The organism is Amycolatopsis sp. CA-230715 (assembly GCF_018736145.1).
Lineage (GTDB): Bacteria > Actinomycetota > Actinomycetes > Mycobacteriales > Pseudonocardiaceae > Amycolatopsis.
Window position 1 is genome coordinate 4,558,923 of the sequence record NZ_CP059997.1, and the last position, 22,488, is coordinate 4,581,410.

General features: G+C 69.6%; 27 protein-coding genes. 12 read left to right on the forward strand and 15 right to left on the reverse strand.

Annotated elements, in window-relative coordinates:
• Positions 1-47: 47 nt before the first annotated feature.
• Entirely contained in the window at positions 48-233 is a 186-nt protein-coding gene (locus HUW46_RS21755; RefSeq protein WP_215549020.1) for a DUF3073 domain-containing protein, read from the reverse strand.
• A 250-nt stretch (positions 234-483) separates the two neighbouring features.
• Between HUW46_RS21755 and HUW46_RS21760 the strand changes: the two genes are divergently transcribed.
• Positions 484-1,380 (forward strand): hypothetical protein, encoded by an 897-nt coding sequence (locus tag HUW46_RS21760; RefSeq protein WP_215549021.1) that lies wholly within the window; start codon positions 484-486, stop codon positions 1,378-1,380.
• A gap of 4 nt (positions 1,381-1,384) precedes the next feature.
• Here the strand turns inward: HUW46_RS21760 and HUW46_RS21765 are convergent, their stop codons facing one another.
• Genes HUW46_RS21765 through ygfZ form a run of 3 tightly spaced genes read right to left on the reverse strand, consistent with a single transcriptional unit; the run spans position 1,385 to position 4,025 of the window.
• Positions 1,385-2,308 carry an asparaginase gene (locus tag HUW46_RS21765; protein WP_215549022.1) on the reverse strand — a complete coding sequence of 308 codons (924 nt, stop codon included), beginning with the start codon at positions 2,306-2,308 and terminating at the stop codon, positions 1,385-1,387.
• A complete protein-coding gene (locus HUW46_RS21770) occupies positions 2,305-2,862 on the reverse strand; it encodes an RsiG family protein (RefSeq protein WP_215549023.1) in 558 nt (185 codons plus the stop codon). Before HUW46_RS21770 ends, HUW46_RS21765 begins: the two co-directional genes overlap by 4 nt.
• A gap of 38 nt (positions 2,863-2,900) precedes the next feature.
• Positions 2,901-4,025, reverse strand: coding sequence for a CAF17-like 4Fe-4S cluster assembly/insertion protein YgfZ (gene ygfZ / locus HUW46_RS21775; RefSeq protein ID WP_215549024.1), 1,125 nt, complete (start codon positions 4,023-4,025; stop codon positions 2,901-2,903).
• Positions 4,026-4,048: 23 nt separating this feature from the next.
• Here ygfZ and HUW46_RS21780 point away from each other — a divergent pair, with 23 nt between their 5' ends.
• Positions 4,049-4,897 carry an aminodeoxychorismate lyase gene (locus HUW46_RS21780; RefSeq protein WP_215549025.1) on the forward strand — a complete coding sequence of 283 codons (849 nt, stop codon included), beginning with the start codon at positions 4,049-4,051 and terminating at the stop codon, positions 4,895-4,897.
• Between the two features lie 242 nt (positions 4,898-5,139).
• Here HUW46_RS21780 and HUW46_RS21785 read toward each other — a convergent pair whose 3' ends face one another.
• From HUW46_RS21785 to HUW46_RS21800, 4 genes are all read right to left on the reverse strand, one after another.
• A complete protein-coding gene (locus tag HUW46_RS21785) occupies positions 5,140-6,006 on the reverse strand; it encodes a biotin-dependent carboxyltransferase family protein (RefSeq protein ID WP_215549026.1) in 867 nt (288 codons plus the stop codon).
• Positions 6,003-6,608: a 5-oxoprolinase subunit B family protein gene (locus HUW46_RS21790; RefSeq protein ID WP_215549027.1), complete on the reverse strand. Its 606-nt coding sequence runs from the start codon at positions 6,606-6,608 to the stop codon at positions 6,003-6,005. The genes HUW46_RS21785 and HUW46_RS21790 overlap by 4 nt, the downstream gene beginning before the upstream one ends.
• A gap of 5 nt (positions 6,609-6,613) precedes the next feature.
• Positions 6,614-7,237, reverse strand: coding sequence for an FABP family protein (locus HUW46_RS21795; RefSeq protein WP_215549028.1), 624 nt, complete (start codon positions 7,235-7,237; stop codon positions 6,614-6,616).
• A gap of 132 nt (positions 7,238-7,369) precedes the next feature.
• Positions 7,370-8,731: a DHA2 family efflux MFS transporter permease subunit gene (locus HUW46_RS21800; protein WP_215549029.1), complete on the reverse strand. Its 1,362-nt coding sequence runs from the start codon at positions 8,729-8,731 to the stop codon at positions 7,370-7,372.
• 54 nt (positions 8,732-8,785) lie between these two features.
• On the opposite strand from HUW46_RS21800, the gene HUW46_RS21805 reads away from it, so the two are divergent.
• Positions 8,786-9,199, forward strand: coding sequence for a MerR family transcriptional regulator (locus HUW46_RS21805; protein ID WP_215549030.1), 414 nt, complete (start codon positions 8,786-8,788; stop codon positions 9,197-9,199).
• 7 nt (positions 9,200-9,206) lie between these two features.
• On the opposite strand, the gene HUW46_RS21810 is transcribed toward HUW46_RS21805, so the two are convergent.
• Positions 9,207-9,644 (reverse strand): VOC family protein, encoded by a 438-nt coding sequence (locus HUW46_RS21810; protein WP_215549031.1) that lies wholly within the window; start codon positions 9,642-9,644, stop codon positions 9,207-9,209.
• 310 nt (positions 9,645-9,954) lie between these two features.
• Between HUW46_RS21810 and HUW46_RS21815 the strand changes: the two genes are divergently transcribed.
• Both HUW46_RS21815 and HUW46_RS21820 read left to right on the forward strand, forming a co-directional pair.
• Positions 9,955-10,830, forward strand: a complete 876-nt coding sequence (locus tag HUW46_RS21815) for a helix-turn-helix domain-containing protein (RefSeq protein ID WP_215549032.1) — start codon at positions 9,955-9,957, stop codon at positions 10,828-10,830.
• A gap of 97 nt (positions 10,831-10,927) precedes the next feature.
• Complete coding sequence (locus HUW46_RS21820; RefSeq protein ID WP_215549033.1) at positions 10,928-11,584, forward strand: DUF5753 domain-containing protein; 657 nt, start codon at positions 10,928-10,930, stop codon at positions 11,582-11,584.
• A 76-nt stretch (positions 11,585-11,660) separates the two neighbouring features.
• On the opposite strand, the gene HUW46_RS21825 is transcribed toward HUW46_RS21820, so the two are convergent.
• The 5 genes from HUW46_RS21825 to HUW46_RS21845 all read right to left on the reverse strand — a co-directional run bounded on the left by HUW46_RS21825 (position 11,661) and on the right by HUW46_RS21845 (position 14,859).
• Positions 11,661-11,972 (reverse strand): DUF1416 domain-containing protein, encoded by a 312-nt coding sequence (locus HUW46_RS21825; RefSeq protein ID WP_215549034.1) that lies wholly within the window; start codon positions 11,970-11,972, stop codon positions 11,661-11,663.
• A complete protein-coding gene (locus tag HUW46_RS21830; RefSeq protein WP_215549035.1) occupies positions 11,972-12,808 on the reverse strand; it encodes a sulfurtransferase in 837 nt (278 codons plus the stop codon). Before HUW46_RS21830 ends, HUW46_RS21825 begins: the two co-directional genes overlap by 1 nt.
• 44 nt (positions 12,809-12,852) lie before the next feature.
• Entirely contained in the window at positions 12,853-13,287 is a 435-nt protein-coding gene (locus HUW46_RS21835; protein ID WP_215549036.1) for a DUF4395 domain-containing protein, read from the reverse strand.
• A 228-nt stretch (positions 13,288-13,515) separates the two neighbouring features.
• On the reverse strand, positions 13,516-13,950 hold the full coding sequence (locus HUW46_RS21840; protein WP_215549037.1) for a TlpA family protein disulfide reductase: 435 nt from the start codon (positions 13,948-13,950) through the stop codon (positions 13,516-13,518).
• 6 nt (positions 13,951-13,956) lie between these two features.
• Positions 13,957-14,859: an LmeA family phospholipid-binding protein gene (locus tag HUW46_RS21845; protein WP_215549038.1), complete on the reverse strand. Its 903-nt coding sequence runs from the start codon at positions 14,857-14,859 to the stop codon at positions 13,957-13,959.
• 151 nt (positions 14,860-15,010) lie between these two features.
• Here HUW46_RS21845 and HUW46_RS21850 point away from each other — a divergent pair, with 151 nt between their 5' ends.
• The 6 genes from HUW46_RS21850 (at position 15,011) to pstB (ending at position 20,896) form a co-directional block, all read left to right on the forward strand.
• Positions 15,011-15,763 carry a winged helix-turn-helix transcriptional regulator gene (locus HUW46_RS21850; RefSeq protein ID WP_254126409.1) on the forward strand — a complete coding sequence of 251 codons (753 nt, stop codon included), beginning with the start codon at positions 15,011-15,013 and terminating at the stop codon, positions 15,761-15,763.
• Between the two features lie 27 nt (positions 15,764-15,790).
• Positions 15,791-16,711: a mycothiol synthase gene (gene mshD / locus HUW46_RS21855; RefSeq protein ID WP_215549039.1), complete on the forward strand. Its 921-nt coding sequence runs from the start codon at positions 15,791-15,793 to the stop codon at positions 16,709-16,711.
• A 191-nt stretch (positions 16,712-16,902) separates the two neighbouring features.
• Positions 16,903-18,036 (forward strand): phosphate ABC transporter substrate-binding protein PstS, encoded by a 1,134-nt coding sequence (pstS, locus tag HUW46_RS21860; protein ID WP_215549040.1) that lies wholly within the window; start codon positions 16,903-16,905, stop codon positions 18,034-18,036.
• A gap of 115 nt (positions 18,037-18,151) precedes the next feature.
• On the forward strand, positions 18,152-19,120 hold the full coding sequence (gene pstC / locus HUW46_RS21865) for a phosphate ABC transporter permease subunit PstC (protein ID WP_215550026.1): 969 nt from the start codon (positions 18,152-18,154) through the stop codon (positions 19,118-19,120).
• A 78-nt stretch (positions 19,121-19,198) separates the two neighbouring features.
• The gene (gene pstA, locus HUW46_RS21870; RefSeq protein WP_215549041.1) at positions 19,199-20,116 is read left to right on the forward strand and encodes a phosphate ABC transporter permease PstA; all 918 of its coding nucleotides are present in this window, start codon (positions 19,199-19,201) and stop codon (positions 20,114-20,116) included.
• Between the two features lie 3 nt (positions 20,117-20,119).
• Positions 20,120-20,896, forward strand: coding sequence for a phosphate ABC transporter ATP-binding protein PstB (gene pstB, locus HUW46_RS21875; RefSeq protein ID WP_215549042.1), 777 nt, complete (start codon positions 20,120-20,122; stop codon positions 20,894-20,896).
• Here the strand turns inward: pstB and HUW46_RS21880 are convergent.
• Positions 20,872-21,228: a DUF3592 domain-containing protein gene (locus HUW46_RS21880; RefSeq protein ID WP_215549043.1), complete on the reverse strand. Its 357-nt coding sequence runs from the start codon at positions 21,226-21,228 to the stop codon at positions 20,872-20,874. The genes pstB and HUW46_RS21880 overlap by 25 nt on opposite strands.
• Positions 21,229-21,567: 339 nt before the next feature.
• Here HUW46_RS21880 and HUW46_RS21885 point away from each other — a divergent pair, with 339 nt between their 5' ends.
• Positions 21,568-22,482: an EamA family transporter gene (locus HUW46_RS21885; protein ID WP_215550027.1), complete on the forward strand. Its 915-nt coding sequence runs from the start codon at positions 21,568-21,570 to the stop codon at positions 22,480-22,482.
• Positions 22,483-22,488: the final 6 nt, after the last annotated feature.

Here is a 22,488-nt window from a genome sequence, read left to right on the forward strand (position 1 = left end):
GTGGGTCCGGGCGTGGTGCCCTGGTCCCACCCTCGTGTGAACTCGCCTCAACGGCGGTATTCGTCGTACCCGTCGTACGGGTCCTCGTCGTACCGCTTGTCGTCCTCGTGCCTGTCGTCAGAGGAACTACTGGACAGCTCGCGCTGCAAAGCATCGAAATCGGTGTCGTGAGTGCTGTACTTGAGCTCTCGCGCCACCTTCGTCTGCTTGGCCTTAGCCCGGCCGCGCCCCATGGCTCGACCCCCTCGCACAGGGGCGGGGCGGCCGGGGGAAACGGCGGCCCCGCATCGTCTCGACAACTATTTCCTGTGCACACCGTACCGTGTCGCAGGGGTCCCGTGCGACGTGGCACCGTGTGCCGGTCGTGACAGTCCTCTCGGGACGCCGGATCGAGCGCGGCACCGGACCGCGTCGCGACGGTCCGTGACGGTCGTTGCGCCGGTCGGTGGTGTTCCGGCCAGGTCTCCGTGCCACGATTCAGGGGTGCTCCGTCCCTTCGTGGCGTACTTGCGGGTCTACGAACCGCTGTCGGCCTTCGGCGAACCTCCCGGCAGGCCGCTGCTCGACGCGGTCAAGGCCGCCAAGCTGACCAGGGGAACCGTTGGCGAGCGCGAGCAGCGGATGTGGCTCAAATCACAAACCGCGGCACCGGTGCGCCTGCTCCCCGCCGAGCTGGCCGACGGCAAGGCCGCGCCGAGCACCCGTACCGACGTCCTGGTCCTCGACCCCGCCGACGTGCCCAGCGGCGGCGCGGCGAGCGAGCCGTACGTGTGCCCGCTGGAGCTGCGCGCGAGGTCGGCCGCCGCGCTCGTGAACTTCCTCGGCGACGCTCATCCGACGCTGCGCGCGTCGATCCTCTCGGCGGGAGGCGTGACCGCCGAGACGGTGCGTAGCCGCACCACCTCGGCACTCGGCGAGCTGCTCCGGCCCGCCGTCCACGTGCTGTCGACGACCTGGACGGTGCCGCTGCCGTGGTTCGCGATCGTCGAACCCGAGGAGCGCAAGCTGGTGCTGGGCAAGGGCAGGCAGGATCCGGCGCGCGAGCTGTCGTGGCGGGTCGCCATGTCGGACGCGGTCATCCGGGTCGCCGAGGCGCAGGACCTGGTGGAGAACACCCTCGGCGAGTCCGGCCCGGCGCGGATCCTCGCCGAGACCGGCCAGTGGCTGGACAACTTCGACGACGACGCCGTGATCGAACTCGACTACGGCGGGCTCGTGCAGCTCCTCGACGACGAGACGCTCAGCTCGGACCACTCGGCGGAGGACGTGCACGGCATCCTCGACGCGCTGCGGACCGGCAACGTGGAACGGCTCGGCGGCCTGTTCAGCAAGCTCCGCGAGTACTGGGCCGGCCTGGCGAGCCAGGAACACCACAACTGACCGATCACCCGAGGCGAGCGCGGAGTTCGCCGACGGGTTCGCCGCCGCCGAGGACCGGGTCGAGGCCGGGCAGCCCGGACGCGGCGTCCGCCGAGAGGGCGCCGAGCCGCCGGAGCGCGGCGACGAGCACCGGCATCCTGGCGCGCGGGTTCCCGTCGTCGATCTTGAGCGCGATCGAGGTGCCGTCGGCGAGTGCGACCGCGTGCACGCCCTCGGCGCCTCCTTTCGCGAGCAGCCCGTCGACACCGCGCATGAGCGCGGTGTCCTCCCTGCCGGTGCCCGCGACCAGCCACGGGTGCGCGCGCATCGCGTCGGCGATCCGGGTGCCCGGTGCGCCAGCGGCCCCGGTCACCAGCCGTCCGAAGGCCCGCGCGAGCCCGGTCAGCGAGTAGGGGAACAGCGGCGCGCCGCAGCCGTCGACGCCGGGATCCGCGATCCGCTCGCCGGTCAGCTCCTCGATCGTCGTCGCGACAGCCCGTTGCAGCGGGTGCTCCGGGTCGGAATACCCCGGCCGGTCCCAGCCCGCTTCGACGCAGGTCACGAGCATCGCGGCGTGTTTGCCGGAGCAGTTCATCGCCGCTCGGCGGGCCTTGGTCCCGCCCACCATCGGAACGGCTTCGGGACAGCGCAAATCGCCTTCCCCCAGCCCGAACCGGTCGAGCAGGTCCAGCACGCCGCGCACGTGGCGCGGCTCGCCGCTGTGGGACGCGCACGCCAGCGCCAGGTCCTCACCGTCGAGGCCGAGGCCGTGCCGCAGCATTGCCAGCGCCTGCAGCGGTTTGCTCGACGAGCGCGGGTAGATCGGGCTGGTCACGTCGCCCGCGGACAGGACAGGGCGGCCGTCCGGGGCGAGGACCACGAGCGCGCCGCGGTGCACGCTTTCGACGAAGCCGGAGCGGACGACCTCCACGAGCACCGGGTTGCTCACTCCGGGCCCTTCCGCCCCCGCTCGGTGTCCAGCAGTTCGTCCACCGAGGCCTTCCCCTCGGCATACCGCGCGGCGATCTCCGCGTTGATCGTGTCGACCACGGCCTGCACCTCGCGCCTTCGCGTCGACACCGAGATCTCTTCGTCGGTGTAGGTGCGCAGTGCCTCGGCGAGCTTGTCGTCGGTCAGCGCGCCGACGTCGGTGAGGTCCGAGTTGCCGACGAGCGCTTCGGCCTGGCGGCGGTGCTCACCCGCGCGCGACGGTTCGAGCTGCTGGTGGCGGCCAGAGCTGCCGAGCGCGGCGTCGGACAGGATGCTGGCCAGCTGGTCGACGATGCTTTCGCCGCCCGAGCTGCGGCGCTGCTGCTCGGCGCGCACGATGTCGATTCTGGCGTGCAGGAGTCTGCGCAGGTAGGAAAGGTCGGTTTCCTCCTGCGCCGCTTCGTCTCGACGCTCGCGCAGCACGGTCAGCGTCAACTCGCCGAGCTGGCGCACGTATCCCCCGTCGAGCACGCGGTCGATACGTCGGCGCCCACCGGGCCGGACTTCGATCACGCGCACATCCTTACCTATGTCGTCCTCGCACGCCAGCGTCAGCCGCGCAGCCGCTGGGCGGCCTCGCGGCCGGGGGCGACGTGCTCGCCCGGCATCGAGTCCGGGTCGATGGCGGCCTGGACCACGTGGTCCTCCTCGCCGACGAGCAGTTCGGCATCCACCGGGACGGACCGTTTGACCAGCGCGAGCGCCACCGGACCGAGTTCGTGGTGCTGCGCCACGCTGCCGACGCGGCCGACCACGCGCTCGCCGAGCCGCACCGGTTCGCCGGTCTCCGGTGCGATCTCGGGTGACCCGTCGAGGTGCAGGAGCACCATCTGCCGGGGCGGGCGGCCCACGTTGTGCACCTTCGCCACGGTTTCCTGGCCGCGGTAGCAGCCCTTCGCCACGTGCGCGGCGGAGCCGATCCAGTTGACCTCGTGCGGGATCGCGCGCTCGTCGGTGTCGACGCCGAGCCGCGGCCGGAGCGATTCCACGCGCAGCGCGTCGAAGGCCCAGGTGCCCGCGGGGCGCGCGCCCGCGTCGGTGATCCGCCGCCACCAGTCCGCCAGCTCCGCCCTCGGCACGAGCAAGTCCACACTGGACCGTCCCGGCCACGGCATGCGCCGCGCGATCCCGCCGGGGATCGCGGCGACCGCGTACGGCTCGGTGCCGACGTGGATGTCCAGTTTCGCGAGCAGCTCGTCGGCATCGGGGCCCAGCACGGTCAGCACCGCGTGATCGGCGCGCGCGATGTCCACTTTGGACCAGAACTTCATGGCTTCGAAGTAGTCGAGCAGAGTCTGCTTTTCGCCGCCCCTCGGCAGCGCGCTGGTGGCCACCGGGCCGGGGTCGGTGTCGAGCCACACCGTGCCGTCGAGGTGCGCCAGCACCATGTGGGTGTCGATGCGGCCCTGGCTGTCGAGTACCAGCGCCTCGGTGCCCATCCCGTCGGGAAGTTCCGTCATGTGCTGCGAAATCACCAGGTGCAGCCAGGAAAGCCGGTCGTCGCCGGTGACCGTCAGCACCTCGCGGTGCGAGCGGTCGACCACGGCGACGGTGCGCGTCGCGGTCCGCTGCTCGGCGAACGGGTCACCCCAGTGCCACGGCACACCTGGTTCGGCGTGACCGTCCGGCGGCGCGATCGATCCGTGTGCTTCGAGCAAGGGCGACTGGTAGGACATGGTGCCGACGGTACCCTTTTCGCATGCGCGTGCTCGTTTTCCTCGACGGAACCCTCGCCGACCCCGACGCGGCTCACATCCGCGTCGACGATTTGGGCCTGCTGCGGGGTGATGGCATTTTCGAGACGATCCTCGTCGCGGATGGCAAGCCCCGTGAGCTCGGCCCGCACCTCGACCGGCTGGCCAGGTCCGCGGCGAAGATGGACCTGCCGGAGCCGGACAGGGCGGCGTTCGAACGCGCGGCGGCCCTGGTGATCGGCAACTGGGGCGGCGGGGACGAGATCGCGCTCAAGCTCGTCTACACCAGGGGTGTCGAAGGCGATCCGGAGGCGAAGCCGACCGGGTTCGCGCTCGGCATGGAGATCGACCCGAAGGTGATCAAGGCGCGCGCCGAGGGCGTCGCCGCGATCACCCTCGACCGCGGTATCGACCCCGGGCTCGCCGAGCGCGCGCCGTGGCTGTTGCTCGGCGCGAAGTCGTTGTCGTACGGCATCAACATGGCGGCCATCCGCGAAGCGGCCCGCCGCGGCGCCGGTGACGTCGTGTTCACCGCCAGTGACGGCTCGGTGCTGGAAGGCCCCACGTCGACGGTCGTCGTCGCGAAGGACCGGACCTTGTACACGCCGCCAGCGAACATCGGCATCCTGCCCGGCACCACGCAGGCGGGCCTGTTCCGCGGCGCCGAAAAGGCGGGCTGGTCGGTGAAGGTCGAATCGCTGCGGGTGCCGGACCTGCTGGCGGCCGACGGGGTGTTCCTGGCGTCGTCGGTGCGGAAGGTGACCAGGCTGCACACGCTGGACGGGACCACGCTGCCGGACTCGTCGGCGGTGCACGCGGAGCTGGCCGCGGCCTACGAAGCCGAATACGCCTGACCCGGCCCGCTTCCCCGGCCGTACGAACTCAACCTTTCGTTCGCCTAGGGGAGCCCCTGATTTCAACGTTACCGCGAAGCACCGACATTTTCGGGCGCGGGAACGTCGCCCGCAGCGGGCGTTCGCGTGCCCCGAAAGTGGCTTTCGGGGAATCCAGCGCCCCGAACGTCACTTTCGGGGCATCGCTCGGACCTCTGAGGGGCATCCTTCGGGCGTATCGGCGCTCGGGATGTCGTGATCGGTCAGTCTTTGCCCAGCGGGCGGAACCGCACCGAGGTGCCGGGTCTCGCCTGCGCGAGTGCGGGGAGCGCCGCCGCACGCACCACGCCGATCACCGGGTAGCCGCCGGTGGTCGGGTGATCGGCGAGGAACACCACCGGCAGGCCGTCCGGCGGCACCTGCACCGCGCCGGTGACGAGCCCTTCGCTCGGCAACTCGACGTCGGCGAAGTCCGCCGCGCGGCGCAGCGGCGGGCCGTCGAGGCGGACGCCGACGCGGTTCGACTCGGGGGTGACGGTCCAGGCGCGCGCGAGTTGCGACGCGGGTTCGCCGAACCAGTCGTCACGGGGACCCAGCAGCACTTCGACGTCCAAAGTGGACGGTGCGGCTCCCGGGGGCAGCGCGTCTTCGCCGACGGGGATGCCGCCGGGGTCGCCGAGCCGCAGCGTTTCGCCCGCGGAAAGCGGCGGCTGGCCGATCCCGGACAGCACGTCGGTGGCCAGGCTGCCCAGCTCCGGCTCGCCGCGGATCCCGCCGGAAAGCGCCACGTAGCACCGCAAACCGGTCGCGGGCGTGCCCAGTTCCAGCACGTCGCCCTCGGCGAGGTGGACGGGCACGTGGCTGCCCCGCGCGCGCCCGGCCGCGGTGACCGCGACCGGGGGGCCGGTGACCGCGACAGTGCACGATCCCAGTGCGCGCAGCCGCAGCCCGCCCAGCACCGCTTCGATCCCGGCCGCGCCTTCCGGGTTGCCGGCCAGCCGGTTCGCCAGCCGCAGCGCGGGCGCGTCGAGCGCGCCGGACGGGGGCACGCCGAGGTGGGCGTTGCCCGGCCTGCCCAGGTCCTGCACGAGCGCGGACGGCCCGGTGGCGAGGATTTCGACGGCCCTCACGACACGCTCCGGAACCGCACCCGGTCACCGGGCGCCAGCAGCGCGGGCCGCTCGGCCTTCGGATCGAACAAGGGCGCGTCGACGTTGCCGATCAGCCGCCAACCCCCGGGCGACGAGCGCGGGTACACGCCGGTGAACTCGCCCGCGACCCCGAGCGAACCCGGCGGCACCCTGGTCCGCGGGGTCTCCAGCCTCGGCTGCCGCAGCGGCTCGGGAAGGCCCGTGAGGTACCCGAAACCGGGCGCGAAACCGGTGAACGCGACGGTGTATTCGGCTTCGGTGTGCAGCCGCACCACTTCGTCCGTGCCGATACCGGCGGTGCGGGCGACGAGTTCGAGGTCTTCGCCGTCGTAGCGCGCGTCGAGCACGATTTCGCGCGGCGCGCCCTCGGGCGGGTGCTGGAGATCGGCGCTTTCCACGAGCCGCCGCACCGGGTCCAGCGCGCCCGGTTCCGCCACGACCAGCACGCTGCGCGCACCGGGGACGATTTCGGTGATCCCGGGGGTTTCGGCCGCCGCGATCGTCGCGCGGACCGCCATCGCCTCGGTGAGCGAGGCGCACTCGACGAGCACGCCGTGCTCACCGCAGCGCCGCCAGCGCAAGGGGCTCAGCCCACGACGCGACGCAGCAGCGCCGACGCGTGCGGCTGCATCGGCTCGCCGACCATCGCGCGCTCCTCGACGTAGCCGAGGTCGCCGTTGACGAGGCCGTAGAGGCGCTGCGCGCCCGTCACGTCCTTCGCGGTCGCGGTGCGGACCACCGCGTCCGTGCCCAGCTCCCACGAGGTCTGGCTCTGCGGCTTGCCGTAGAACAGCTCGATGATGCCGCTGGAATGGGCCAGCAGCAGCTCGATCGTGTCGTCCTCCTGCGGCCGCCAGAACCCGGTCTCGCGCGCGGCGGGCCGGACGACGTTGCCCTCGTCGTCGAGCAGCCACGACCGTGCCTCGTGGTAGAGGAACGGCCTGCCGTCGTGCGCGATGGTGAGCTGCTGCGCGAACTTCCGCGGGCCGTCGATCGTGGGGTAGTTGATCTCGCCCTCGCCGCGCCACACCCCGACGAGCGGGAGCAGCGCGAGGCACGCGTCGTGCAGGTTCGGGCCTTCGCGAAGGTTCGCGGTGTCCGCCGGGATCGGCAGGTCAGGTAGGACGCCGTACGGAGGCAGGTTCTTTTCGCGCGTGCTCTCGGCACGTCGCTCCGCGGCCTGGATGGCTTCGTCGCCGCTCGTCGTCATCGGTTCGCTCAGCGCTGGTCGGAGTACAGCCGGTAGACGACGTAGACCGCGAACCAGACCACGGCGATGCCCGCGAGCACCAGCAGGGTCGTAAACAGGATCTCCACGGGCCCGAGGATAGTCCGGTACCGCTCACCTGGCCTTCCGCAGGGTCGCTGCGGTGAGGGCCGTCACCACCGCGGTCACCGCACCGGCCACGACCAGGCCCCGGTGCAGGCCGGTGGTGAAGTCGGGCGCGGCGGCCACCAGCGAGCCCAGCAGCGCGACGCCGAGCGCGGTCCCGGTCTGGCGCGTGGCGTTGACCGTGGCCGAGGCCATGCCGCTGCGCTCCTTCGGCACCACGTGCATCGCCATCGTGTTGATCGGCAGGCCCGCGAGCATCAGCGCGCCCCCGAGCACGGCGAACAGGATCGCCACCACGAAGTACGGCGTGCCGGGGTTCAGCGCGGTGAGCGCCAGCAGGGTGGCGGCGAGCGCCGCGCAGCCGGTGAGCATCGGCACGCGGGGCCCGTACTTGGCGACCACCCTGCCGGTGACGTTCGCCGAGATGCTGCTGGCCAGCACGTACGGCAGGAACTGGAGCCCGGCCTCGGTCGGGCCCGCGCCGCGGGCGGACTGGAGGTAGAGCGAGAGCAGGAAGAAGCTGCCGAACGTGCCGAAGCCGACCGCGAACGAGCTGAGGTTGACCATGCCGAACTCGGGGCGGGCGAACAGCCGGATCGGCAGCATCGGCCGCGGCTTCCGCAGCTCGACCACGACGAAGGCACCGAGCGCCACGACCGCGGCGGTCAGCGCGATCAGCACCGCCGGAGCCGTCCAGCCGAGGTGGCCCGCTTCGATGCAGCCGAAGCTGAGCGCGCCGATCCAGCAGATCGCCAGTACCTGGCCGGCGGGATCGACCGAGGCGTGCTCCGGGTCGGCGGACTCGGTCAGCGCGCGCCTGCCGAGCGCGACCGCGACCGCGCCGAGCGGCAGGTTGATCAGGAACACGCTCTGCCAGCCGAAGTACTCGGTGAGCGGGCCACCGACGAGCGGCCCGGCGATGAACGCGAGCGACGCGACGGTGCTCCAAAGCCCGAACACCCGAGCCCGGCGGGCCGGTTCCGGGTAGGCGAGCGCGAGCAGCGCCATCGCGCCGGGCGTGATCACGGACCCGGCGGCGCCCTGCACCACGCGCGCGGCGATCAGCCAGCCCGCGTTCCCCGCGAACGCGCAGGCCGCCGACGCCAGGGTGAACACGACGAGCCCGAGCAGGAACACGCGCTTGCGGCCGTGGCGGTCCGCGAGCGCGCCCCCGGTGAGCATGCTCGCGGCGAGCGCGAGCACGTAGCCGTCGACGATCCACTGCAGCTGGGACAGGGGCGCGCCGAACGACCGCTGCATGCTCGGCAGCGCGATGGTCACGATGCTGACGTCGAGCAACGCCATGAACGTGCCGAGGAAGAGGGTGGTCAGCAGCGCGACCTCGCGCCGCTTCTCCGTAACGGTTTTCATTTGGGTCACCAGCACAGGTTGCGGTCTCAAGTCGGCTTGAGGTCAACTGGTGGCATGTGGCAGATCGGGGAAGCGGCCGCGAAGGTCGGGGTGGCGGTGTCGGCGCTGCGGTACTGGGACGAGCGCGGGCTCGTCCCGCCCGCCGAGCGCAAAGCGGGCGTGCGCTGGTACGGCGACGAGGAGATGCACCGCCTCGCCGCGGTGAAGTTGTTGCAGGACACCGGGATGATGAGCCTCGACGAGATCGCGGTGATCGTGGACGGCCGGTCGCGCGGTGACTGGCGGGCCGCGATGAAGTCGCGGCTCGAGGAGGTCAGGGCGCAGCAGGAGCGTCTCGCCGCGGCGCAGGGGTTTCTGGAGCACTTCCTGCGGTGCCCCAGCGACGAGCCGATCGTCCAGTGCCCGCGGATGCGCGACTACACCGACCGCGCGCTGCGCGGCGGCGCCGAGGCTGATCTCGCCGGGTAGCGCCCGTTCACAGCAGGCAGAACTCGTTCCCCTCCGGGTCGGCCATCCAGTAGTGGTCCGGCCTTCCCCGCGCTTCGTACCGCCGCACGATCGTCGCGCCCGCCGCGACGAGCCGTTCGGCCGCGCGTTCCGCTCGCGGCCACCTGACCTCCCACGGGACTCCCCGCCCGCCGCCCGCCTGCACATCGATGTGCACGCGGTTCTTCGCCGCCTTCCCTTCGGGCACCTTCAGGAACGAGATCGAGGGCGCGACGCCGTCCGGATCGGACAGGAAGGCGCCGTCGTCCCGCTCGGCCTCCGGCACGTCGTGGTGCGCGAACCAGGCTTCCCAGTTCGCGAACCCTTCCGGCGGCGGTCGTTCGATGTAGCCGAGCGCGAGCGCCCAGAACCGCGCCAGCTTCCCCGGCTCCGCGCAGTCCACCGTCAACGTCCAGTTCGTGGCCATTTCTTGCTCCTTCGGATCGAATGGAAGAACCGTACCGCCGGGGTCCGACAGTTCCGGTACGGAAGGTATTCGGCCGAATGGGCGTGCGGCGGTACGAGTTCGCACCACTCACGCCGTTCATAAGAGCTTAGTTTCCGCGAGAAGCGCTTCACGAGACGCCTAGATCGAAAGGCTCTACAGTGGCGAAAGAGCGCGAGAGATCTGTCGTGCTCTTTCGCAGGTGGTGCAGAAAAGAACCAGGGCTCCCGTTCCGGTGAAACGGTTGTGCCGCGCTCTCCCCGGACGGGTCGCTCGCTCTAGGTTGTGCCGTATGAAGGACACCGGACAGCAGGACTCCTCCGTGCGGGCGAGAGAGCTCGGGCACGCGCTGAAACTCGCCCGGCAGCGCGCGAACCTGACCGGGCGCGCGCTGAGCCAGAAACTGTCGTGGCCCCATGGCAAGCTCTCCTTCATCGAGAACGGAAGGAGGCCGATCACCGAGGCCGAGGTCGCGGCATGGCTGGCGAGCTGCGGGCCGCTGATTCCCGAGGAGTACGAACGGTTGCGCGCGATGGCGAAGGAACCGGACACCGGCTACCGCGCCTGCCCGCACGACTCGGAGCTGCCGGTCCGACTCCGCTCCCTGACCGTGCAGGAGAACGCGGCGCGCGAGGTCACCGCCTACGACCCGCTGGTCATCCCGGCTTCCTTGCAGACCGAGGACTACGTGCGGGCGCTGGTCGACTGGAGCGCGCGGTTGCCGCCGTCCCAACGGGAAATGCGGGTGCTCGCGAGCATGGAGCGCCAGGAGATGCTGTACGCGCGCGGTGGCCCGTCGCGGACGTTCTTCGTGCAGGAAAGCGCCTTGCGCATGAAGCTCGGCGACGCGAGGACCATGTACGAGCAGATCCTGTTCCTGGTGCTCGCGTCGTCCGAAGGGCTTTGCCCGGTGCGGGTGGTGCCCAACTCCGGCGGCCCGTTCCGCGCGCTGGGCGGCGGTTTCCGGTTGATGGACTTCGACGAGTGCCCGACGGTCGCCTACGCGGAAGGGAGTTCGGCCGGGGTGTTCCTGGAACGTCCTGCCGACATAGTGCGGTATCGAGGATATTTCTCACGGCTCGAGAACGCGGCGCTGAATCGGGACGAGTCGCGCGCGTGGCTGCTTGACCTGGCAGGTTCGTACGAGCGTGCGGCGAATGCCAACTGAAAACGCCGGTGCACGTGCGCACCGCCGCTCGTTCCTTGCGGTGAAACGGTTCCGAAATACTGCCGCCGGACGCGCTCGGAGGTTTAGCGTGCCACGCATGACCGGAACAACACGGTACGAATCCACGACCGGGGAAAGAGCCGGGACGCTCGCCGCGGAGCCCGATACGGGTTTCTGGCTGCGGGCCGGCGTCCCCGGAAGCCCAGCCAAACCGCGATCCGTCGTCGCGGCGGAAACCACGGCGCGCTCGATATCGAGCTACGAGCCGCTGGTGATACCGGGTCTTCTGCAGTCGGCGGCCTACGCGCGGGAACTGTTCCGCTGCAGCCTCTTCACGCCGGAACAGCAGGAGGTCCGGATCGCCTACCGGCTCTCCCGCCAGGAACTGCTGCACAAGAGCGAGCGGCCGTACGCGGAGTTCTTCGTGCACGAACGGGCCCTGCGCAACATGGTCGGCGACAGCCGCGTGATGCAGGAGCAGAGCATGCACCTGTTCCTCGCCGCCGCGCACGGCGAGTGCGTGGTGCGGGTGGTGCCGCGCGCGGTCCGCTCGTTCGCGGTGATGGATTCCTTCAGCCTGTACGAATACACCGCGCAGCCGTCGGCGATCTACGCCGAGAGCATGAGCGGTGGCATCTTCGTCGACGAACCGAGCCAGGTGGCGCTCTACCGGAAGGTGCTCGAGCGGCTGCGTGATCGCGCCCTGAGCCCTGAGGTGACCAGGACCCTGCTCGCCCGCCTCGCCGACGCCTGACCGGAGAAACCGGGCTGTGAAAAGCACTGGAGGCCATCCACGGACCGTGGATGGCCTCCAGTGCGGGAAAAACCGCTTACGCGACCGCGACGGCGAGCTGGTGCACGCCGGGCCCGTCCGCGTTGACCGAAGCCTCACCGTTGCCGGTGCGGTGCAGCGCGCGCACCGTCCAGGTGCCCGGCGCCGCGTAGAAGCGGAAGTCGCCCTCGGGCGAGGTGACGACCTCGCCGGTGAAATCGCCACCGGAGTCCAGCAGCCGCACGAACGCGCCGCCGAGCGGGCCGTCCGAGCCGGTCACCTTCCCGGCCAGCACGACCTGTCCCCTGGTGTCCTCGTGCACATCGGTCGCCGTCTGCACCGGTGCGCCGCACCCGTCGTTCGCCGCCATCACTTCGCTCCCAGTTCCACCGGCACGCCGACCAGCGAGCCGTATTCGGTCCACGATCCGTCGTAGTTCTTCACATCGGCCTGGCCGAGCAGCTCGTGCAGCGCGAACCACGCGATCGACGAGCGCTCGCCGATGCGGCAGTAGGCGATGGTCGGCTTGGCCTCGTCCAGCCCCGCTTCGGCGTAGAGCTCCTTGATTTCGTCCTCGGTCTTGAACGTGCCGTCCTCGTTGGCGACCTTCGCCCACGGCACGTTCAGCGCGCCGGGGATGTGGCCGGGCACCTGGGACTGCTCCTGCGGAAGGTGCGCGGGCGCGAGCAGCTTGCCGGAGAACTCGTCGGGCGACCGGACGTCGACGAAGTTCTTCGCGCCGATGGCCTGCACGACCTCGTCGCGGAAGGCGCGGATCGAGGTGTCCGGCTCCTTGGCCTTGTAGTCGGTCGCCTCGCGCTTGACCTCGTCGGTGTTCAGCTCGCGGCCGTCGAGCTCCCACTTCTTGCGGCCGCCGTCGAGCAGCTGGATGTTCTCGTGGCCGTACAGCTTGAAGTACCAGTACGCGTAGGCCGCGAACCAGTTGTTGTTGCCGCCGTAGAGGATCACGCGGTCGCCGTTCGAGATGCCCTTCTCGGACAACAGCTTCTCGAACGACGCCTTGTCGACGAAGTCGCGGCGGACCGGGTCCTGCAGGTCGGTGCGCCAGTCGAGTTTCACCGCGCCGCGGATGTGGCCGCCGTCGTAGGCGGTGGTGTCCTCGTCGACCTCGGCGAACACGACACCGGGGGTGTCCAGGTTGTCCTCAGCCCACTGGGTGGTCACCAGGACGTCTTCACGGCTCATGGAGGCGGTACTCGCTTTCTTTGTTCGGGAAAGGGGTTCTTCCGTCAGGACGGCTGGCCGCTCGGCGTGAACCGGCGGATCAGGAGGTACATCTCGCACCCGAGGCAGAAGTTGAACGCCGCGTTGAGGAACGCCGCGAACAACGCGAACGCCGTCGCCACCACGCCGAGCGCGGTGACGTCCGTCGCGTAGCCGATGGTGCCGACGAGCGCGAACACGAACCCGACGGCCTGGGCGAACCGCAGCGGCGCCGCGTCCTCCCGCTCGGTCGGCGGAGAAAGCCTCGGTGCGACCAGGTACCGGTAGAGCAGGGAGTACGGGGCGGGCTTCAACCCGATGAACGCGCCGATCGCGAACACCACCGTCTGCGCGGCGAGCAGCGGCCACCACCCGGTGACGAGCACGACCGCGAGCACGATCGTGGTGAGGATGGCCGCGAAACGCGGGCCGCGGGGGTCCACGGCTGGTCCTGCTGACATGTCAACTCCCGAAGGGGCGAGGAGGAGAAGGGCGCTGAGAAGGGCGCGCCAGGTGCTCCCGGCGGTTCGGGCCGTGCTCGACCCGGGTCAGGCCGGACAGAGGCTGCTGCGCACACGGCACAGGTCGACCGCGCGGCGCTGGGTCAGATAGCACCGCGTCGGACGATCAAGGGGCAGCCCGTACACAGGGGTCAGGGTACCCGGGGTCCCTCAGAGTGGGAACCTCTCTCACTCTCCGGGACGCATCCCGGCATTCGGGAGATGCGGGCGCAACGCGTCGAGCAGGGAGTCCGCCTTCGGGACGCCGCCGACGCGCAGCAGCTCGTGGCCACCGGGGCCGAGCGCGAGCGTGGTCGGAGTGCGGAGCACGCCGAGCTGCTGGGCCACTTCGGGGCGCTGGGTGACGTCGAAGTCGACGTGGCGCAGGCCGTCGGTGCCGTCGGCGAGCGTGGACAGCACGGCGCGCGCGTGGCGGCACGGGGCGCAGAACGTGGTCGAGATCTGGAGCAGGGTGACGCGCTCGGGGTCGAGCACCTCGGTGACCGCGGCCGGGAGATCAGGTGCAGCATCGAGCACTTTGACCCGCCCTTCGCGCCGCCGCAGGAGCAAGCCCGCGGCGGAAGCGACGGCGAGCACGCCCAGCACCACCCACAGCCCGGCCACGTGCCATCACCTTCCCGTGGTTTCGCCGGTGCCCTTCACGCCCGCGAAGGTGACACCCTTCGCTTCGCCGTTCAGCGTCACGCCGCCGTCTTCGACCTTCACCGAGGTCGGTTTCACCTGGAACGGCAGGGTACCGGTGTCGATCGTCGTCTTCAGGCTGCCGACGAGCAGCTTGGACACGGCCTTTCCAACGACGTTGGGCACCGAGTCATTCCCCAGTTCCACGCGCTCCGGGGTGATGTGGATCTTGGTGCCGTCGATTTCGATCATCGCGTAGCAGGTGAGTTCGAAGTGGTTGCCGCCGAAATTCAGGTTCCCGGAGATCTTCACGCCCGCCGACGACTGGTTCGTCGACTTGTCCGGGGTCGTGGTGGTGGTCTCGTCCGGTTTCGCCTCTTCGCCGGACTTCACCATCTGCTCGCTGGCGGACTCGATCCGGAAGTCCTTGATCTGGGTCAGCGGCTCGATCCTGGCGATGTCGCTGCCCTTGATCTTGATCTGGCCTTCGAGCGTGCCGATCTTGATCGCGTTGGTGTTGCCGTTGATCAGATCCGACAGCGGCGCGGTCACGTCGCGCAACTCCGCGCTGATCGCGACGTCACGAAGTTTGTTCTCGAACTTCACGCCGGAGGCCTGGATCGAAATGTGGCTGTAGTCACCGCCGATCGCCTGCGTGCTGAACGGGAAGCCGTGAATGGTGACCGACGGGTCGTCGCTCAGCTTGAGCTGCTCCCGCGCCTTCTGCGACACCGTGTGCTCGGCGATGGCCGCGAGCCCGAAATCGGCCCCCACCAGCACGAGCACCAGGATTCCGAGGATGATGAACACCTTCTTGGCGCGCCTGCCGCCCCGGTTGCGCCGCGGCTGCCCCGGGGGCCGGTCGTACTGCGTCACGGGCCTGTTCACCATCACTTCCGATCTGTTGCCGCTGGTCGTCACCCTGCTGCCTGAACTGTGATGCGACCGTCAGGCTTAGGTACTCGGCGGGTTCACCCGCTATTCTCACTCAGCACCGACCGAGGCCGTACCCGAGGCGACCATGGAATGAGGCGGTGTGGCGATGAGCCTGGACCTGCTGGTGCTGACCCCGGAGCCCGAGGCCACCTCGGTGTTGCCCGCGCTCGATCTGCTGCCGCACACGGTACGCGTGCGCGCCCCCGAGGTGACAGCGCTCCTCGACGCGGGGCACCGCGATGTGATCCTTCTCGACGCGCGCACCGATCTCGCGTCCGCGAAGAGCCTCTGCCGCCTGCTCAAGGGTACCGGCGAGGACGAGGCGACGACGCCGATCATCGCCGTCGTCGGCGAGGGCGGGCTGGTCGCGGTGAGCGCGGAATGGCGCACGGACGACATCCTCCTGCCCACCGCGGGGCCGGCCGAGGTGGACGCCAGGCTGCGGCTGGCGACCACGCGCGACGGCGCGCAGAGCCACGCGGACGCGGAACTGCGCGTCGGCGATCTCGTCATCGACGAAGCGACCTACACCGCGCGCCTGCGCAAGCGCACGCTCGAGCTGACCTACAAGGAGTTCGAGCTGCTCAAGTACCTCGCCCAGCACGCGGGCCGCGTCTTCACGCGCGCCCAGCTGCTGCAGGAGGTGTGGGGCTACGACTTCTTCGGCGGCACCCGCACGGTCGACGTGCACGTCCGGCGGCTGCGCGCGAAGCTCGGGCCCGAGCACGAGCAGATGATCGGCACCGTCCGCAACGTCGGCTACAAGTTCGAGCGGCCGGTCAAGGGCGGCAAGCCCGCGGTCACCGAACTGCCGGTGGACACCTCCGCGCTGGACACGGACGCCTTCTCCCGGTCCTGACCCCGGCGCGCCGGATAGGCTGGTCCGGTGCTGAACGCGGTGTGGTCGGACGAGCTGTCCGAGTCCGAAACGGCCGAGGTGCTGGAGCTGCTCACGGCGGCGAACGAGGTCGACGGCAGGCCGGAACTGCCGTCGAACGGGGCGTTGCCGGGTGAGTTCACCGGCGGCGCGCACCTGCTCGCGCGGGTCGACGGCGATCTCGTCGCCTACGCGCATCTCGATCTCGACGGTGACAGCTTCGGGCGCAAGGTCGTCGAGCTGATCGTGCGCCCCGACCGCCGTCGCCGCGGCCACGGCGGCGAACTGACCGAAGCGCTGGTGACGCGCGCGGGCGTCCGCGAAAATCCGGACACGCTGCGCGTGTGGTCGCACGGCGATCATCCCGGGGCGGCGAAGCTGGCCGAGCGCGCCGGGTTCACGCGCGCCCGTGAACTGCTGGTGATGCACGTCGACGTGCCGCCGGAGGGCTGGCCGGAACCCGCGCTCCCCGACGGCGTCCGCCTGCGCACCTTCGTGCCGGGCCAGGACGAGGAGGCGATGGTCGCGGTCAACGCGCGCGCCTTCGACTGGCACCCCGAACAGGGCGCGCTCACCGTCGACGAGGTCCGCGAGACCGAGGACGAGGACTGGTTCGACCCGGCGGGCTTCTTCCTCGCCGAGAAGACCGACGGCACTCTTCTCGGTTTCCACTGGACGAAGGTGCATCCGCCGAACCCGCGCCGGTTCGGCGGCGAGCCCGCCGGTGAGGTGTACGTCGTCGGCGTCGATCCCGGTGCGCAGGGCGGCGGGCTCGGAAAGGCGCTGACCACGGCCGGTCTGAAGTACCTCGCGGACCGCGGTCTGAGCCAGGTGATCTTGTACGTCGAGGGTGACAACGCGGCCGCGGTCGCGGTGTACGAACGGCTCGGTTTCGTACGGTCCGAAGTAGACGTCCAGTACGGACGCTGACGTTGGGCCACTTGGCGGTCACCCAGCGCCGAACAGCAGGTCACGGGCAGGACACAGGCGCGTAGCGCTCCTCACACTGGCGGCCTTGTTCACCTTTCGTTCACCCTTTGACGGCCAGCCGTCCACCGGGGCTCCCTACTGTCCGGATCCGACGAATCCCGTACTTGACCGTGTGATCCGGAGGAAATCCAGTGAAGATTCTGCGGCCTCTCGTGCCCGCCGGCATCGTGGCGAGCGCCGCTCTCGTGCTCGCTGCGTGTGGCTCCGACCCCGCCGCGAACAACAGCGGCAGTGGCCAGAACTCCGGCGCACCCGCGGCGACCGGCACCGCGCAGGTCGACTGCGGCGGCAAGCCCGCGCTCAACGCGGAAGGCTCGTCCGCGCAGAAGACCGCGATCGACATCTTCGTGCAGAAGTACTCCCAGAAGTGCGCCGGGCAGCAGCTCACCTACCAGCCCAGTGGTTCCGGCGCGGGCATCAAGCAGTTCAACGGCAACCAGGTCGACTTCGCCGGCTCCGACTCCCCGCTGAAGGACGGCGCCGAGGCCGACGCCGCGAAGACCCGCTGCGGCAGCGAAGCCTGGAACCTCCCGCTGGTGGTCGGCCCGGTCGCGGTCGCCTACCACGTGAACGGCGTCGACAAGCTGAACCTGACCCCCGAGGTCACCGCGAAGATCTTCAACGGGCAGATCAAGAACTGGAACGACCCGGCGATCAAGGCGGTCAAGGGCAACGAATCCCTTACCCTGCCGGACAAGCCGATCCAGGTCGTGTTCCGCTCGGACGAGTCCGGCACCACCGACAACTTCCAGAAGTACCTGAAGGCCGCGTCCAAGGGCGCCTGGACCCAGGGTGACGGCAAGCAGTTCAAGGGCGGTGTCGGCAACGGCGCGGAGAAGTCCAACGGTGTCGCGTCCACGGTGAAGAACGCCGACGGCGCCATCACCTACGTCGAGGCCTCGTTCGCCAAGGACGGCCTGAAGACCGCGCTGCTCGACAGCGGGTCCGGCGGCGTCGAGCTCACCTCCGAGAACGTCGCGAAGGCGCTCGACGCGGCGAAGTTCAAGAAGCAGGGCACCAACGACCTGCAGCTCGACCTCGACGGCATCTACTCCAGCAACGTCCCGGGTGCCTACCCGCTGCTGCTGACCACCTACGAGGTCGTCTGCTCGAAGTACTCCGACGCGCAGGTTTCCAAGGCGGTCAAGGCGTTCCTGACGGTCGCCGCCACCGACGGCCAGAAGCCGTTGTCGGAGAAGGGTTACGTGCCGATCCCGCAGAGCCTGCAGGACAAGGTGCTCACCGCCGTCAAGGCGATCGCGTGACAATTCGCTGACCAGGCAGGACGACCGCAGTCGATGACTGAAATCCTGACGACGAACGCCCACCGGCGACACCGGTGGGCGTTCGTCGTCGAGTAAACACCCTCCGGAGGGCCCGATTTCGGACCGACCAGGCCCGCCGCTCGCGGGCAAGACGAAGGCGAAGACGCGGCCAGGCGACCGCCTCTTCAGGAACCTGACCACCGGTGCCGGCGTCTTCATCGTCGCGCTGATCGGCTTGATCGGCATCTTCCTGCTGATCCAGGCGATCCCCGCGCTGCAGGCGAACAAGGCGAACTTCCTCACCGCACGGGTGTGGGCGACCGGTGACCCGAACAACCTGACGTTCGGCATCCTCGACCTGCTGCTCGTCACCATCGCGACCTCGCTGGTCGCGCTCGTCATCGCGATGCCGGTGTCACTCGGCATCGCGCTGTTCCTGACCCAGTACGCGCCGCCGAGGCTGGCGAGGCCGTTCGCGTACATCATCGATCTGCTCGCCGCGGTGCCGTCGATCATCTTCGGCCTGTGGGGCATCCTCGTGCTCGCACCGGAACTGGTGCCGGTGTCGCAGTGGCTCAACGAGACGCTCGGCTGGATCCCGATCTTCGCCGACGGCAACCTCGGCGGGAACTTCGCCGGCACCATCTTCACCGCCGGTGTCGTGCTCGCCGTGATGCTGCTGCCGATCATCACCTCGCTCACCCGCGAGGTCTTCCAGCGCACGCCGACCCCGCACATCGAAGGCGCGCTGGCGCTGGGCGCCACCCGCTGGGAGGTCATCCGCACCACGGTGCTGCCGTTCGGCAAGGCGGGCTACATCGGCGCGTCGATGCTGGGCCTCGGCCGCGCGCTCGGCGAGACGATCGCGCTGTCGGTGATCCTGTTGCAGCCCAGCCTGAACTTCGACTGGAGCATCTTCGACGGTGGCGCCACGTTCGCCTCGAAGATCGCGTCGAACTACGCGGAGTTCAACAACCCGACCTCGGCCGGCGCCTACATCGCGGCCGGTCTCGTGCTGTTCCTGTTGACGTTCTTGGTCAACATCGCGGCGCGGGCCATCATCGGCGACAAAAAGGAGGCGTAATGAGCGACAATTTCCGCCCTTACGCTCATGGAGCCGACCGGGTGCGGGTGTCCCGCAAGACACAGAAGGGAGACTGACATGACGTCGACCTTGACGGAACCGGCCACCACGCCCGCGTTCCAGCACGTCTCCCTCGGCCGCAAGGTCAAGAACGGGATCGCCACCGGGCTGGTGTGGCTGTCGTTCCTGATCGCCGTGGTGCCGCTGGTGTGGGTGCTCTACACCGTGATCGCCAACGGCGTGAAGCGCATCCCGTTCAGCAACTGGTGGGGCCAGGACTTCGGCAACGTGCTCTCCGACGAGGTCGGTGGCGGCGTGCTGCACGCCATCATCGGCACCCTCGAACAGGGCCTGGTGTGCGCGGTCATCGCCGTGCCGCTCGGCCTGTCCGTGGCGATCTACCTCGTCGAGTACGGTCGCGGCACCAGGCTCGCGAAGGCCACCACGTTCATGGTGGACATCCTTTCCGGTGTCCCGTCGATCGTGGCCGCGCTGTTCATCTACGCGCTGTGGGTGACCACGCTCGGCTTGCCCCGCAACGGTTTCGCGGTGTCGCTGGCACTGGTGCTGCTGATGGTGCCGGTGGTCGTGCGGTCCTCGGAGGAGATGCTCCGGATCGTGCCGGACGACCTGCGCGAAGCCTCGTACGCGCTCGGCGTGCCGAAGTGGAAGACGATCGTGAAGGTCGTGCTCCCGACGGCGCTGTCCGGCATCATCGGCGGCATCATGATGGCTTTGGCCCGCGTGATGGGCGAGACGGCACCACTGCTCGTGCTGGTCGGGTATTCGCAGTACACCAACTGGAACCTGTTCAGCGGCCCGCAGGCCTCGCTGCCCCTGCTGATGAACAACGAGCGCGCCACGAACTCGATGGTCCCCGGCAGCGTCGGTTTCGACCGGATCTGGGGAGCCGCCCTCACGCTGGTGCTCATCATCGCCATCATCAACCTCGCCGCCACGGTGATCTCCCGCCTGGTCGCCCCGAAGAAGAAGTGAGTCATGGCTAAGCGAATCGACGTCAAGGACGTGGACATCTACTACGGCAAGTTCCACGCCGTGGACAGCGTGACGCTGTCGGTGCCCCCGCGCAACGTCACCGCGTTCATCGGGCCGTCGGGCTGCGGCAAGTCCACCGTGCTGCGCACCCTGAACCGGATGCACGAGGTGATCCCCGGTGCGCGGGTCGACGGCGAGGTGCTGCTCGACGGCGAGGACATCTATTCGTCCACTGTGGACCCGGTTCAGGTCCGCCGCACCATCGGCATGGTGTTCCAGCGGCCGAACCCGTTTCCCACGATGTCCATCAAGGACAACGTGGTCGCCGGGCTGAAACTGGCCGGCAGCACCAACAAGAAGGAACTCGAGACAATCGCCGAGCGCGCGCTGCGCGGCGCGAACCTCTGGAACGAGGTCAAGGACCGGCTCAACAAGCCGGGCGGCGGCCTCTCCGGCGGGCAGCAGCAGCGGCTCTGCATCGCCCGCGCGATCGCCGTGCGGCCGGACGTCCTGCTGATGGACGAGCCGTGCTCCGCGCTCGACCCCATCTCCACGCTCGCGATCGAAGACCTGATCGGCGAGCTGAAGAAGGACTACACGATCGTCATCGTCACGCACAACATGCAGCAGGCCGCCCGGGTTTCCGACCAGACGGCCTTCTTCAACCTGCACGGCGTCGGCCAGCCCGGCCGCCTCGTCGAGCTGAACGACACGGAGAAGATCTTCTCCAACCCGGACGAAAAGGCAACGGAGGACTACATTTCCGGCCGCTTCGGCTGATCGTCCGGCCACTCGGGCGCGGGGACTTCGGGCCCCGCGCCCGTTTCGTTTTCCCCGGCTTTCGGGAAGGGCGGCACCTCGGGAAGCTCCCGGCGCGGCGGGCTGAACGGCTCCGTGTACTTCCACGCGAGCACGTTGAAGAAAACGATCGCCGCCAGCAGGCAGATCGGCTCGGCGATCGCCATGAACTTCGACCGCAGGTCGGTCGTCACTTCGCTCGGGTTGTCCGGGTTGTAGCCCAGTTCGACCTGGTCGCCAGGAGCCGTGTGCTTGCGGGGTGGGACGGCGACCGTGATCTCCTGCCCGGCGGCGGTGGTGAACCGAACCGTCATCCCGTCCGGTCGCCCGGTGTCCGAGGCGACGGTGGCCGTCGTCTCGACCCAGCTGAACGCCTTCGCCGGTGAAAAAGCCCCATCCTCTCGCGGGCTTGCTGGGTATGTCGCCGAAGACTCTTCTCGGGGCGTTGAGCGTCACGATCTCGCCCTCGCGGCGGCCCTTCGGGTGCCTCGAAGGTGGCCTTCGGGGAATCCAGTGCCCCGAACGTCACTTTCGGGGCGCTGGACCAGCCGGGTCCAGCGCCATTCGTGTCCGCGTGAAGTTCGTCGCCCGAGCGGAAAAAGTGTCGGTGGCGGGTTGTACGGTCGTCCCAGATCGAGAAGGAGGGTGTGAGCGTGGTTTCGGTCTACACGGACTCGGGTGGCCGGTCGTTGCCGCGGCCGCGGCTGATCGCGCTCGCGGGGCGGTCGATCGGGGCGATTCCGCCGCCGGTGCAGGTGCTCATCGGGATCCTCAGCCTGCAGGTCGGCGCCGCCTTCGCGAAGCAGCTGTTCGCGGCGGCGGGTGCGATGGGCACGGTGGCGCTGCGCCTGTTCTTCGCCGGGGTCGTGTTGATGCTGCTGTGGCGGCCGTCCCTGCGGGTCAGCAGGCACGCGCTGCCGGTGGTGCTGGCCTACGGCTTGGTGCTCGCGGCGATGAACCTGTGCTTCTACCAAGCTATCGCGCGCATCCCGCTCGGTATCGCGGTGACGATCGAGTTCCTCGGCCCGCTCGTCGTGGCGCTCGCCGGGTCGCGCAGGCTGCTCGACGCGTTGTGGGCGCTGCTCGCGGCGGGCGGGGTCGTGCTGTTGTCCGAGACCCGCGGCGACGTGTCCCTGGTCGGCATGTTGTTCGCGCTCGCCGCGGCCACCTGCTGGGGCCTCTACATTCTCCTCACCGCGGCGCTCGGCAACCGCACCTCGGAGGGCAACGGGCTCGCGCTCGCGATGTCCGTGGCCGCGATCGCGGTGATGCCGGTGGGTGTCGTCGAATCCGGTTCGAGCCTGCTGCACCCGTCGGTGCTGCTGATCGGGCTCGCGGTCGCGCTGCTGTCGTCCGTGGTGCCGTACTCGCTCGAACTCGAAGCGCTGCGCACGATCCCGCCGCGCGTGTTCGGCGTGCTGATGAGCCTCGAACCCGCCGTAGCCGCGCTCGCCGGGCTCGTAGTGCTCGGCGAGGCGTTGAAAGCACCGCAATGGATCGCGGTATGCCTAGTGGTCGCCGCCTCCATCGGCGCCGCCCGCTCCGCCAAGAACACCCCAGAGGTATAACCACCA

Coding starts and splice junctions, on each gene's coding strand:
- HUW46_RS21810 (WP_215549031.1), bottom strand. CDS start 9,644: ATGGCCACGAACTGGACGTTGACGGTGGACTGCGCGGAGCCGGGGAAG.
- HUW46_RS21780 (WP_215549025.1), top strand. CDS start 4,049: ATGCGCGTGCTCGTTTTCCTCGACGGAACCCTCGCCGACCCCGACGCG.
- HUW46_RS21800 (WP_215549029.1), bottom strand. CDS start 8,731: ATGAAAACCGTTACGGAGAAGCGGCGCGAGGTCGCGCTGCTGACCACC.
- HUW46_RS21755 (WP_215549020.1), bottom strand. CDS start 233: ATGGGGCGCGGCCGGGCTAAGGCCAAGCAGACGAAGGTGGCGCGAGAG.
- HUW46_RS21825 (WP_215549034.1), bottom strand. CDS start 11,972: ATGGCGGCGAACGACGGGTGCGGCGCACCGGTGCAGACGGCGACCGAT.
- HUW46_RS21845 (WP_215549038.1), bottom strand. CDS start 14,859: ATGGTGAACAGGCCCGTGACGCAGTACGACCGGCCCCCGGGGCAGCCG.
- pstA (WP_215549041.1), top strand. CDS start 19,199: ATGACGTCGACCTTGACGGAACCGGCCACCACGCCCGCGTTCCAGCAC.
- HUW46_RS21815 (WP_215549032.1), top strand. CDS start 9,955: ATGAAGGACACCGGACAGCAGGACTCCTCCGTGCGGGCGAGAGAGCTC.
- HUW46_RS21820 (WP_215549033.1), top strand. CDS start 10,928: ATGACCGGAACAACACGGTACGAATCCACGACCGGGGAAAGAGCCGGG.
- HUW46_RS21795 (WP_215549028.1), bottom strand. CDS start 7,237: ATGACGACGAGCGGCGACGAAGCCATCCAGGCCGCGGAGCGACGTGCC.
- HUW46_RS21835 (WP_215549036.1), bottom strand. CDS start 13,287: ATGTCAGCAGGACCAGCCGTGGACCCCCGCGGCCCGCGTTTCGCGGCC.
- HUW46_RS21805 (WP_215549030.1), top strand. CDS start 8,786: ATGTGGCAGATCGGGGAAGCGGCCGCGAAGGTCGGGGTGGCGGTGTCG.
- pstB (WP_215549042.1), top strand. CDS start 20,120: ATGGCTAAGCGAATCGACGTCAAGGACGTGGACATCTACTACGGCAAG.
- ygfZ (WP_215549024.1), bottom strand. CDS start 4,025: ATGTCCTACCAGTCGCCCTTGCTCGAAGCACACGGATCGATCGCGCCG.
- HUW46_RS21880 (WP_215549043.1), bottom strand. CDS start 21,228: ATGACGGTTCGGTTCACCACCGCCGCCGGGCAGGAGATCACGGTCGCC.
- HUW46_RS21830 (WP_215549035.1), bottom strand. CDS start 12,808: ATGAGCCGTGAAGACGTCCTGGTGACCACCCAGTGGGCTGAGGACAAC.
- HUW46_RS21850 (WP_254126409.1), top strand. CDS start 15,011: ATGAGCCTGGACCTGCTGGTGCTGACCCCGGAGCCCGAGGCCACCTCG.